Below are 12441 nucleotides of genomic sequence, written 5' to 3' on the forward strand. Positions count from 1 at the left end.
GAACCGTTTATTGCCAAACTTTACGAATCATTCACATCCGGCACGGAATTCACTCGGGCTGGCGCCCGTGCATTTTTTAAACACCCGCGAGAAGTAGAGTTGATCATCAAAACCGACATTGCGGCCCACGCTGGCAATCGGCATACGCGTGGTGCTGAGCAGTAATTTGGCCTGACTGATGCGCTGATCCTCGCGCCAGCTCAACACGCTCACCCCCAACTGCTGGCGAAACAGGTGCGACAACCGCGACGGCGACAAACAGACATGCTGGGCTACGCCCGCAATATCGAAATGGCTGTCCGCCAGGTGGTCGCTAATGTACTGGCAGGCATCACGCACGCGGTTATCCAAAGGCGGGTGCAGCGAGGCGTTGATTGCTTCCATTCTGCGCAACAGAAGCTGCTCCAACAGGTTTATCGCCAGATGTTCCGCATAGCGGCCTGCGCTCTGCCCGGCATCAATAATTTGCGCGAAAAGTTCGCGAAAACGCTCCATATTGTCATCATCCGGGCGGTAAAATCCCGTTTGTGCAAATAGCGTCGGCCAGCTTAACCACTCATGCCAGTAAGCGCGCGGCCGAAAATAAACCCACTGGTGATACCACTCTGTGGCGTCCGGGTGGCGGCCATAATGGTGAATTTCACCCGGCGGAAAAAGCAAAATATCCCCGGGGCGGCAGACGAATTGCTTGCCCTGGTTTTTGACAATCCCTTCACCGCGCACGGTAAGATTGAGGATATAGCCTTTCATTCCCAACGGGCGGTCAATAAAGAAATCGAGATACCCTTCTGACTCGATAGGCGTCAGACCCGCGACCAAATGCGCGTTAAATGAGTATCCGGGCAGCAGTGGATCATTTTGTGATTCAGCCATAAACGCATTACTCCGAGGCTCAGCAAGGAAACCAATTGTCCATATTGGCGGTCACACAACTTCCCCCACTCCTGCGCACAGGGGATGCAAACGCGTATAACGTGTAATCCCGCCAGATAAAAGCAATTACGCCTTTCCTCCCCCTTCAGTCGGGGTAAAAAGGGATAACGAAAGTGTCTATAAAGGTGGCAGAAATGTCCACATGGAATTTTTGCACGGCGTCACACTTTCCCATGCCATAGCATTTTCGTCCATAAGATTAGCGGATCCTGCCTGACGGTTTTTGCCATCGGTCACTATGTTTTTGCTAACGGTTATTCTTATGGAGCAACACCATGGCAATCACAATTGGCCTCGATTTCGGCAGCGATTCAGTACGTGCGCTGGCGGTAGACTGCACATCCGGGGCGGAGATCGCCACCAGCGTAGAATGGTATCCGCGCTGGCAGGAGGGCCGCTATTGCGACGCCCCACATAATCAGTTTCGTCATCATCCGCGTGATTACATTGAGTCGATGGAAGCCGCACTCAAAGCAGTCGTGACGCAGTTAAGTGAAACGCAACGGGCGGCGATCAAAGGTATCGGCGTAGACAGCACCGGTTCTACGCCCGCCCCGATTGATGCGGAAGGTCGCGTACTGGCCCTGCGCCCGGAATTCGCCGATAACCCGAACGCCATGTTTGTGTTATGGAAAGATCACACTGCCGTCGAAGAAGCGGAAGCGATTACTCGCCTGTGCCACACCCCCGGCAAAACAGACTACTCACGCTATATTGGCGGCATTTATTCCAGTGAATGGTTCTGGGCCAAAATTCTGCATGTCACCCGAGCCGACAGCGCCGTGGCGCAGGCCGCCGTCTCCTGGATCGAGCTGTGCGATTGGGTTCCGGCCCTGCTTTCCGGGACCACCCGTCCGCAAGCGATTCGCCGTGGTCGTTGCAGCGCCGGGCATAAATCGCTGTGGCATGAAAGCTGGGGTGGCTTACCACCGGCCTCTTTCTTTGACGAGCTGGATCCGATCATTAATAAGCATCTCGACTGGCCGCTGTTCACCGATACCTTTACCGCCGATCTTCCGGTCGGCACGCTCACCGCAGAATGGGCACAGCGCCTGGGTCTTTCCGAGTCGGTCGTGATTTCCGGCGGTGCGTTTGACTGCCATATGGGCGCAGTGGGCGCTGGCGCACAGCCCAACACGCTGGTGAAAGTGATTGGTACTTCTACCTGCGACATTCTGATTGCCGACAAACAAAGCGTTGGGCAACGCGCGGTAAAAGGCATTTGCGGCCAGGTTGATGGCAGCGTGGTACCGGACTTTATCGGGCTGGAGGCCGGGCAATCCGCCTTTGGCGATATCTATGCCTGGTTTGGCCGTATCCTCGGCTGGCCGCTGGAACAACTGGCGCAACAACACCCGGAACTGAAAGCGCAAATCCAGGCCAGCCAGAAACACCTTCTGCCCGCGCTCACTGACGCCTGGGTAAAAAATCCCTCGCTGGAACATCTGCCAGTCGTGCTCGACTGGTTTAACGGCCGGCGCACCCCCAACGCCAACCAGCGCCTGAAAGGGGTCATCACCGACCTCAACCTGGCGACCGACGCGCCAGCGTTGTTCGGTGGGCTGATCGCCGCAACAGCCTTCGGCGCGCGCGCCATCATGGAGTGCTTTACCGAACAGGGGATCGCCGTCGACAACGTGATGGCGCTGGGCGGTATCGCCCGCAAGAACATCGGCGTAATGCAGGCCTGCTGTGACGTGCTTAATCGCCCGTTGCAGGTGGTGGCCTCTGAACAATGTTGTGCGCTGGGCGCGGCCATTTTCGCCGCCGTCGCGGCGCAGGTGCATGCGGATATCCCGGCGGCGCAACAGAAGATGGCCAGCGCCATCGAAAAAACCCTGCAGCCTTCGCCGCAAGCTCAGCAATTTGAACGCCTCTATCGCCGCTATCAGCAGTGGGCGAAGAGCGCCGAACAACACTATCTCCCTTCCGCCGCGACAGTCTCGCAGGCCGCGTTAACTCATTAAGGACAAGATCATGACTATTTTCGACAATTATGAAGTGTGGTTCGTCATTGGCAGTCAGCACCTGTATGGCCCTGAAGCGCTGAAGCAGGTGACGAAGCATGCTGAACAGGTGGTCAACGCCCTCAATGCGGAAGCGAAACTCCCCTGCAAACTGGTGCTGAAACCACTGGGCACCTCGCCGGACGAAATCACAGCGATTTGTCGTGATGCGAACTATGACGACAAATGCGCCGGGATGGTGGTGTGGCTGCACACTTTCTCCCCGGCAAAAATGTGGATCAACGGCCTGAGTATCCTGAACAAACCGCTGTTGCAGTTTCATACCCAGTTTAACGCTGCCCTGCCGTGGGACAGCATTGATATGGACTTTATGAACCTCAACCAGACCGCGCACGGCGGCCGCGAATTTGGCTTTATTGGCGCACGTATGCGCCTGCAACATAGCGTTGTAACTGGCCACTGGCAGGACAAACACGCGCACACCCGTATTGGCGCCTGGATGCGTCAGGCTGTCTCTAAACAGGATACCCGCCACCTGAAAGTGGTCCGTTTTGGCGACAATATGCGCGAAGTAGCAGTGACCGATGGCGATAAAGTCGCTGCCCAGATTAAGTTTGGTTTCTCGGTTAATACCTGGGGCGTGGGCGATCTGGTTCAGGTGGTCAATGCGGTCAGTGACGGTGATGTTAATGCGCTGGTGGATGAGTACGAAAGCAGCTACCGGCTGACGGCAGCGGCACAAGTACACGGCGACAAACGTCAGAACGTTATCGACGCCGCGCGCATTGAATTGGGTATGAAGCGTTTCCTTGAAGAGGGTGGATTCCACGCGTTTACCACTACGTTTGAAGATTTGCATGGCCTGAAACAACTGCCGGGCCTGGCGGTGCAACGCCTGATGCAACAAGGCTACGGCTTTGCTGGCGAGGGTGACTGGAAGACTGCAGCACTGCTGCGCATCATGAAGGTGATGTCCGGCGGACTGAATGGAGGCACCTCCTTTATGGAGGATTACACCTACCACTTTGAACACGGAAACGACCTGGTGCTCGGCTCCCATATGCTGGAAGTCTGCCCGAGTATCGCCATTGAAGAGAAACCGATCCTCGACGTGCAATACCTCGGCATTGGCGGCAAGGCCGATCCGGCACGCCTGATCTTCTCCACGCAGACCGGCCCGGCAATTAACGCCAGTCTGATCGATCTGGGGGATCGTTTCCGCCTGCTGGTGAACTGCGTCGACGCGGTGAAAACGCCACATGATCTGCCCAAACTGCCAGTGGCCAACGCACTGTGGAAAGCGCAGCCGGATCTGCCAACCGCATCGGAAGCGTGGATCCTCGCCGGCGGCGCGCACCACACCGTATTTAGTCACGCGCTGACGCTCGATGACATGCGCCAGTTTAGTGAACTGCATGACATCGAACTGACTGTGATTGATAACGACACCCGCCTGCCTGCGTTTAAAGATGCGCTGCGCTGGAACGAAGTGTATTACGGTTCAAAACGCTAAACCGTTACGACCGCGCCCGGTGGCAATACGTTCACCGGGCCAGGTTACGTCGTAAGCCGGATGAGCGTTGGCGCCATCCGGTAACGTGTTCAGGAGAGAAGTATGCTCGACGATCTCAAACGGCAGGTGCTGGAAGCTAACCTGGCGCTGCCCAAACATAATCTGGTGACGCTGACCTGGGGTAACGTCAGCGCGGTAGACAGGCAAACAGGCCTGATGGTGATCAAACCGTCCGGCGTTGATTACAGTGTGATGACCGCCAACGACATGGTAGTGGTAGATATCACCACCGGCAAAGTGGTCGAAGGGACGAAGAAACCGTCTTCGGATACCCCGACCCACCGCCTGCTTTATCAGGCTTTCCCGACGATTGGCGGCATTGTGCATACTCATTCGCGTCACGCTACGATCTGGGCACAAGCGGGTCAGCCGATCCCGGCGACCGGTACCACGCATGCCGACTATTTTTACGGCGAGATCCCTTGCACCCGCAAGATGACCGACGAGGAGATCAACGGCGAGTATGAGTGGGAAACCGGTAATGTCATCGTTGAAACCTTTGAACGAAAAGGCATTGACGCAGCACAGATGCCAGGTGTGCTGGTGCACTCGCACGGGCCATTCGCATGGGGTAAAAATGCGGATGATGCGGTGCATAACGCCATCGTGCTCGAGGAAGTCGCCTATATGGGCATTTTCTGCCGCCAACTGACTCCACAACTGCCCGCTATGCAGCAAACCCTGCTGGATAAACATTATCTGCGCAAGCACGGGGCAAAAGCCTACTACGGGCAATAACTGTATAAAACCACAGCTTAAAAAACTGAACCAGGCTATAATCTTGCCTGGTTTTGTTTAATGAGAGAACGCTGTGGCGCAGGCGCGAGAAGGCTTTTTATTGACCCGACACTGGCGGGATACCCCCGCTGGCACCGAGGTGGAATTCTGGCTGGCAACGGACGAAGGTCCGTTGCGTGTTGTTCTGCCGCCACAGGAATCAGTGGCATTTATTCCCGCCACCCAGGTGGAAAAAACCAAACAGTTGCTGCGCAGTGAAAACCACTGGCGTTTAACCCCTCTGAATCTGGCGGATTTCCACCGTCAACCCGTGTATGGCCTCTACTGCCGTGCCCACCGCCAGTTAATGCGCATTGAAAAACTGCTGCGTGAGAACGGCGTTACCCTCTACGAAGCCGATGTGCGCCCGCCTGAACGCTTTCTGATGGAACGCTTTATTACCGCGCCGGTGTGGGCCGATGGCGAGCGTCAGGGATCTGCGCTGGTCAATGCGCGTCTCAAACCCAACCCCCATTACCGACCACCGCTAAAATGGGTTTCACTGGATATCGAAACGAGCCGTCATGGCGAACTTTACTGTATTGGCCTTGAAGGCTGCGGTCAGCGCACCGTGTATATGCTGGGGCCAGAAAACGGCGACGCGCGGGCGCTGGATTTTGATCTCCACTATGTCGCCAGCCGGCCACAACTGTTAGAAAAACTAAACGCCTGGTTTGCCGAACACGACCCGGATGTGATCATCGGCTGGAATCTGGTGCAATTTGACCTGCGGGTTCTGCAAAAGAGTGCCGAGCGCTACCGCATGCCGCTTACGCTTGGGCGTCTCGGCAGTGAACTGGAGTGGCGCGAGCACGGTTTTAAAAACGGCGTGTTCTTTGCCCAGGCCACCGGCAGGCTGATTATTGACGGCATTGAAGCGCTGAAATCCGCTTTCTGGAACTTCTCCTCTTTCTCGCTGGAAGCTGTCTCGCGGGAGCTGCTGGGTGAAGGTAAAGCCATTGATAATCCGTGGGATCGCATGGATGAAATCGACAGACGCTTTGCCGAAGATAAACCGGCGCTCGCCACGTATAATTTGAAAGATTGCGAGTTGGTGACGCGCATTTTCCATAAAACGGAGATCATGCCGTTTCTGCTGGAGCGCGCCACGGTTAACGGCCTGCCGGCTGACCGGCACGGCGGCTCGGTCGCGGCATTCAGCCACCTCTATTTCCCCCGCATGCACCGTGCCGGGTACGTCGCGCCAAACCTTGGTGATGTTCCGCCTCAGGCCAGCCCAGGCGGCTATGTCATGGATTCCCAGCCGGGCTTGTACGACTCGGTACTGGTGCTTGACTATAAAAGCCTGTACCCCTCGATTATCCGCACTTTTTTGATAGATCCTGTAGGCCTGGTTGAAGGGATGGCGCAACCGGATAATGCACACAGTACTGAGGGTTTTCTTGGTGCCTGGTTTTCACGCGAAAAGCACTGTCTGCCGGGCATTGTCGGGCAGATCTGGCATGGGCGTGATGATGCCAGGTGTCAAGGCAACAAACCGCTGTCGCAGGCGCTGAAAATTATTATGAACGCGTTCTATGGCGTGCTCGGCACCAGCGCTTGCCGCTTTTTCGATCCCCGCCTGGCATCGTCGATCACTATGCGCGGCCATGAGATCATGCGCCAGACAAAAGCGCTGATCGAAGCGCAAGGTTATGACGTGATCTATGGCGACACCGACTCGACCTTTGTCTGGCTTAAAAAGCCGCACAGCGAAGAAGCAGCCGCGCAAATTGGCAAAGCGCTGGTAGAACAGGTCAACGCATGGTGGGCAGCACATTTACAGCAACAGGGGCTGGAGAGCGCGCTGGAGCTGGAGTTCGAAACCCATTTTTGCCGCTTTTTAATGCCCACCATTCGCGGTACCGACCAGGGTAGCAAAAAGCGTTACGCCGGGTTGATTCAGGAAGGCGACAACCAGCGTATGGTGTTTAAAGGGCTTGAGACGGTGCGCACTGACTGGACGCCACTGGCGCAACAGTTTCAGCAGACGCTTTACCTGCGCGTGTTTCGTAACGAGCCTTATGAGGACTATGTGCGCGAAACGATTGCCAGCCTGATGGCGGGCGAGCTCGATGCACAGCTGGTCTACCGTAAACGCCTGCGCCGGGCGCTGGCAGATTATGAACGCAATGTGCCCCCACACGTGCGCGCCGCCAGACTGGCCGATGAAGAAAACCGCAAGCGTGGTCGCCCGGCACAGTACCAGAATCGTGGCAGCATAAAATACGTCTGGACGCTCAACGGCCCGGAGCCGGTGGATTACCAGCACTCGCCACTGGATTACGATCACTACCTGAGCAAGCAGTTACAACCCGTCGCCGACGGAATTCTTCCTTTCATTGACGATGATTTTGCTACACTACTGACAGGGCAACTGGGATTATTTTAAAGCCACGTCATTCCGTCGCTAGCCTGAATAATTTGAGTTGCAGGGAACCTCTCGTCACGGATGTCAGTCAGTGACGGGGTGAGCGCCCCGTCTGCTGGAGCAGATTTCAACACTGTTCGCGGCAGGCTGAAGGGTGATGCTCATGGACGAGCCGGGTAGCAAAGCCAACGCGCATGCAACCTGGAGTATGACGGGTATATACGAACGAGGTGTCATCCAGTACCATAGCGCCCTTCCTGTTCCTGGCCCCAAATTTATGCCCGCCTAACCTAAGGCGGTGACGAACTATTGCCTGAAATTTGAGATATAGAGTCCATTTATGCCCTTTACACTTGGTCAACGCTGGATTAGCGACACGGAAAGCGAACTCGGACTTGGTACGGTCGTCGCAATGGATGCGCGCACAGTTACGCTGCTGTTTCCCGCCACGGGAGAAAACCGTTTGTACGCACGCAGCGATTCACCCGTTACCCGCGTGATGTTTAACCCCGGCGATACGGTCACCAGTCATGAAGGCTGGCAGCTCGCGGTTGAAGACGTAAAAGAAGAAAATGGCCTGCTTGCCTACACCGGGACTCGCCTGGATACGCAAGAGAGCAATGTCGTGCTGCGCGAAGTCCTGCTCGACAGCAAGCTGGTGTTCAGCAAGCCACAGGACCGCCTGTTTGCCGGGCAAGTGGATCGCATGGACCGCTTTTCGTTGCGTTTTCGCGCCCGTAAATACCAAAGTGAACAGTACCGCATGCCATGGAGCGGTCTGCGCGGTCAGCGCACCAACCTGATCCCGCACCAGTTACATATCGCTCACGATGTTGGTCGCCGTCACGCGCCACGCGTTCTGCTGGCCGATGAAGTAGGCCTGGGTAAAACCATCGAAGCCGGCATGATCCTGCATCAACAGTTGCTCTCTGGCGCCGCTGAGCGCGTTCTGATCGTGGTACCGGAAACCCTGCAACACCAGTGGCTGGTAGAAATGCTGCGTCGCTTTAACCTGCGTTTTTCGCTGTTTGATGACGAGCGCTATGCAGAAGCCCAACACGATGCGGACAACCCGTTTGAAACAGAACAACTGGTGATTTGCTCACTCGACTTCGTACGTCGCAATAAACAGCGGCTGGAGCACCTGTGCGAGGCGGAATGGGATCTGCTGGTGGTTGACGAAGCGCACCACCTGGTGTGGAGCGAGAACGAAGCGAGCCGCGAATATCTGGCCATTGAACAACTGGCCGAACGCGTACCGGGCATTCTGCTGCTGACCGCCACGCCGGAGCAACTGGGGATGGAGAGCCATTTCGCCCGTTTGCGCCTGCTGGATCCGAATCGCTTTCATGATTTTGCCCAGTTTGTGGAAGAGCAACAAAACTACCGCCCGGTAGCCGATGCCGTTGCGCTGCTGCTGGCAGGTAAGCATCTGAGTAATGAAGAGCTGAATACCTTAAGCGATCTGATTGGCGAACAGGATATCGAGCCATTACTGCAAACCGCCAACAGCGATCGCGACAATGCCGACGCGGCCCGCCAGGAGCTGATCGCCATGCTGATGGATCGCCACGGCACCAGCCGCGTGCTGTTCCGCAACACACGTAATGGCGTGAAAGGTTTCCCGAAACGCGAGTTGCACACGGTGAAATTGCCGTTGCCTACCCAGTATCAAACCGCGATTAAAGTTTCCGGCATTATGGGCGCGCGCAAGAGTCAGGAAGAACGCGCGCGCGACATGCTCTACCCGGAACAAATTTATCAGGAATTTGAAGGCGATAGCGGCACGTGGTGGAACTTCGATCCGCGGGTTGAGTGGCTGATGGGTTACCTGACCAGTCACCGTTCGCAGAAAGTGCTGGTGATTTGCGCTAAAGCCGCCACCGCGCTGCAACTGGAGCAGGTTCTGCGCGAGCGTGAAGGCATCCGCGCGGCGGTGTTCCATGAAGGGATGTCTATTATTGAGCGTGACCGGGCCGCAGCGTGGTTTGGTGAAGAAGACAGCGGTGCGCAGGTGCTGTTGTGCTCGGAGATCGGCTCTGAAGGCCGTAATTTCCAGTTCGCCAGCCATCTCGTCATGTTCGATTTGCCGTTCAACCCGGATCTGCTGGAGCAACGCATCGGCCGTCTGGATCGTATTGGCCAGGCACACGATATTCAGATCCACGTCCCATATTTAGAGAAAACCGCCCAGTCCGTTCTGGTGCGCTGGTACCACGAAGGTCTGGATGCTTTTGAGCACACCTGCCCGACGGGTCGCACAATCTATGACAGCGTGCATAACCCATTGATCGGTTATCTGGCCGCGCCGGAAAACAGTGAAGGCTTTGAAGAGCTGATCAAATCCTGTCGCGAACAGCACGATGCGCTGAAAATCCAGTTGGAACAGGGTCGGGATCGTCTGCTGGAGATCCACTCCAACGGTGGCGAGAAAGCACAGGCGCTGGCCGACAGCATTGCCGAACAGGACGATGACACGGCACTGATCAGCTTCGCCATGAACCTGTTCGATATTATTGGTATCAACCAGGACGATCGTGGCGAAAATATGATTGTTCTCACGCCGTCGGATCATATGCTGGTACCCGACTTCCCGGGGTTACCGGAAGATGGCTGCACCATCACCTTTGATCGCGATGTCGCACTCTCCCGTGAAGATGCACAGTTTATTACTTGGGAGCACCCGTTAATCCGCAACGGTCTGGATCTGATCCTCTCCGGCGATACTGGCAGCAGCACCCTGTCGCTGCTGAAAAACAAAGCGCTGCCGGTCGGTACTCTGTTGCTGGAATTGATTTATGTGGTAGAAGCCCAGGCACCGAAGCAGTTGCAACTTAACCGCTTCCTGCCGCCAACGCCGATTCGCCTGCTGGTCGATAAAAACGGCACCAACCTGGCAGCACAGGTCGAGTTTGAAAGCTTTAACCGCCAACTCAGCGCCGTTAACCGCCACACAGCCAGTAAACTGGTCAATGCGGTTCAGCAGGAGGTACACACTATTCTGCAGAAAGGCGAAGCACAGGTCGAAGCCGCCGCGCGCACATTAATCGATGCCGCACGTAGCGAAGCCGATGAGAAATTATCGGCCGAGTTTTCTCGCCTGGAAGCGCTGAAAGCGGTCAACCCGAACATCCGCGATGACGAACTGGCTGCCATTGAAAGCAACCGCCAGCAGGTGATGGATAGCCTGGCGCAGGCAGGCTGGCGACTGGATGCGCTGCGTTTGATCGTTGTGACGCATCAGTAACGGAGCTGGCAATGATGATGGAGCCCTACAATCCGCCACGGGATCCCTGGCTGGTTATTCTTTATCAGGATGAGCACATTATGGTCGTCAACAAGCCCAGCGGCTTGTTGTCGGTGCCGGGGCGTCTGGAAGAGCACAAAGACAGCGTGATGACGCGCATTCAGCGCGACTTTCCTCAGGCCGAATCGGTGCATCGTCTGGATATGGCGACCAGCGGGGTGATTGTAGTGGCGTTGACGAAAGCAGCGGAGCGAGAATTAAAGCGACAGTTTCGCGAACGTGAGCCGAAAAAGCAGTACCTGGCACGTGTCTGGGGTCACCCGGAAAACGCCGAAGGTCTGGTGGATTTGCCACTGATTTGCGACTGGCCGAATCGCCCGAAGCAGAAAGTATGTTACGAAACCGGTAAAACGGCGCAAACCGAGTACGACGTGTTGAGTTACGACGAGGATGGCACGGCGCGTGTACGGCTGAAGCCGATTACCGGGCGCTCGCATCAACTGCGCGTGCATATGCTGGCGCTGGGGCACCCGATTCTGGGCGATCGCTTCTACGCACCGCCGGCCGCGCTGGCAATGGCACCGCGTTTGTTGCTGCATGCCGAAACGCTGACCATTACCCATCCGACGTTCGGCAACAGCATGACGTTCAGAGCGCCGGTTGATTTCTGACTGGTTCCCCCGCCGTTAGCGCGGGGGGATATCCTGCTTAGCGGAATCCCTTCTGCTCGCGGATCAATTCGTACGCTTTTTGAATTTCCTGCGCCTTTTGTTTCGCCATCTCCATCATTTCTGGCGGCAACCCTTTTGCTACCAGCTTGTCCGGATGATGTTCGCCCATCAACTTGCGATACGCTCGCTTAATCGTGGTGGCGTCATCCGTCGCTTTAACGCCCAGCACATTACAGGCATCTTCCAGCGTCGGCCGACGCTGCGTCTGCTGCCAGCCTGCGCCACCGCCAGAATGCTGTTGCTGCTGTTGATGGAAACCGCCACCAAACTGCGCGCCGCCCTGCATCATGCGCAGGAACTGATCGAACTGCAGACGTGAGATCCCCAGCTCCTCGGCGATGACGTACAGCACCTGCCGTTCACTGGGATGCAACGTACCGTCGGCAAAAGCCGCCTGGATTTGAATTTCCAGAAACATCCTAATCAAATCAAAGCGCCCGAAACAAATGCTGCGGAACTGTCGCATTTTGTCGCGAAGCGGATAATTGTCCGTTTTGCCGACGCGAAAAGCGTGCTGCGCCGCGGTCCGCGACTCGCCGTGTAGGTTCATCCGGTCCATAAACAGGCTGGCGACCTGAATGTCTGCTTCGGTAACGCGACCCTTCGATTTGGTCAGGTGCCCCATCACTTCAAAAGTGGTGGCAAAAAAGAGCGACTGACGTTCACGTTGATTGGCAAACCACGCCATTTTACGGCTGCGCGCTTTATCAAACATATGCCCGACAATGAGCCCAAGAATCGCGCCCCAAAAGCCGCCGCCCACGAAAAGGGCAATGACTACACCAACCACTTTTCCCCAATACTGCATATACTCCCCAAATCGTCATGCCGTCGGCTAAAAT

8 protein-coding genes are annotated in these 12441 nt (G+C 56.1%); 6 read left to right on the plus strand and 2 right to left on the minus strand.

Features of this window, described 5'->3' with window-relative positions; genetic code table 11:
- Positions 1 to 27 precede the first annotated feature (27 nt).
- Entirely contained in the window at positions 28 to 873 is an 846-nt protein-coding gene (gene araC, locus ACUY4S_RS19435; RefSeq protein ID WP_312687228.1) for an arabinose operon transcriptional regulator AraC, read from the minus strand.
- 335 nt (positions 874 to 1208) lie between these two features.
- On the opposite strand from araC, the gene araB reads away from it, so the two are divergent.
- The 6 genes from araB to rluA all read left to right on the plus strand — a co-directional run bounded on the left by araB (position 1209) and on the right by rluA (position 11539).
- Positions 1209 to 2900, plus strand: a complete 1692-nt coding sequence (araB, locus tag ACUY4S_RS19440; RefSeq protein WP_458021803.1) for a ribulokinase — start codon at positions 1209 to 1211, stop codon at positions 2898 to 2900.
- Positions 2901 to 2910: 10 nt separating this feature from the next.
- Positions 2911 to 4413 (plus strand): L-arabinose isomerase, encoded by a 1503-nt coding sequence (araA, locus tag ACUY4S_RS19445; RefSeq protein WP_312687224.1) that lies wholly within the window; start codon positions 2911 to 2913, stop codon positions 4411 to 4413.
- A 102-nt stretch (positions 4414 to 4515) separates the two neighbouring features.
- Complete coding sequence (araD, locus tag ACUY4S_RS19450) at positions 4516 to 5211, plus strand: L-ribulose-5-phosphate 4-epimerase (protein WP_312687222.1); 696 nt, start codon at positions 4516 to 4518, stop codon at positions 5209 to 5211.
- A 73-nt stretch (positions 5212 to 5284) separates the two neighbouring features.
- Complete coding sequence (gene polB / locus ACUY4S_RS19455) at positions 5285 to 7642, plus strand: DNA polymerase II (protein WP_458021802.1); 2358 nt, start codon at positions 5285 to 5287, stop codon at positions 7640 to 7642.
- Positions 7643 to 7961: 319 nt separating this feature from the next.
- Positions 7962 to 10868: an RNA polymerase-associated protein RapA gene (gene rapA / locus ACUY4S_RS19460; protein WP_312687218.1), complete on the plus strand. Its 2907-nt coding sequence runs from the start codon at positions 7962 to 7964 to the stop codon at positions 10866 to 10868.
- An 11-nt stretch (positions 10869 to 10879) separates the two neighbouring features.
- A complete protein-coding gene (gene rluA, locus ACUY4S_RS19465; protein ID WP_458021801.1) occupies positions 10880 to 11539 on the plus strand; it encodes a bifunctional tRNA pseudouridine(32) synthase/23S rRNA pseudouridine(746) synthase RluA in 660 nt (219 codons plus the stop codon).
- Positions 11540 to 11576: 37 nt separating this feature from the next.
- On the opposite strand, the gene djlA is transcribed toward rluA, so the two are convergent.
- Positions 11577 to 12407 (minus strand): co-chaperone DjlA, encoded by an 831-nt coding sequence (gene djlA / locus ACUY4S_RS19470; RefSeq protein WP_458021800.1) that lies wholly within the window; start codon positions 12405 to 12407, stop codon positions 11577 to 11579.
- Positions 12408 to 12441 lie beyond the last annotated feature (34 nt).

The organism is Kosakonia beeri (assembly GCF_054165705.1).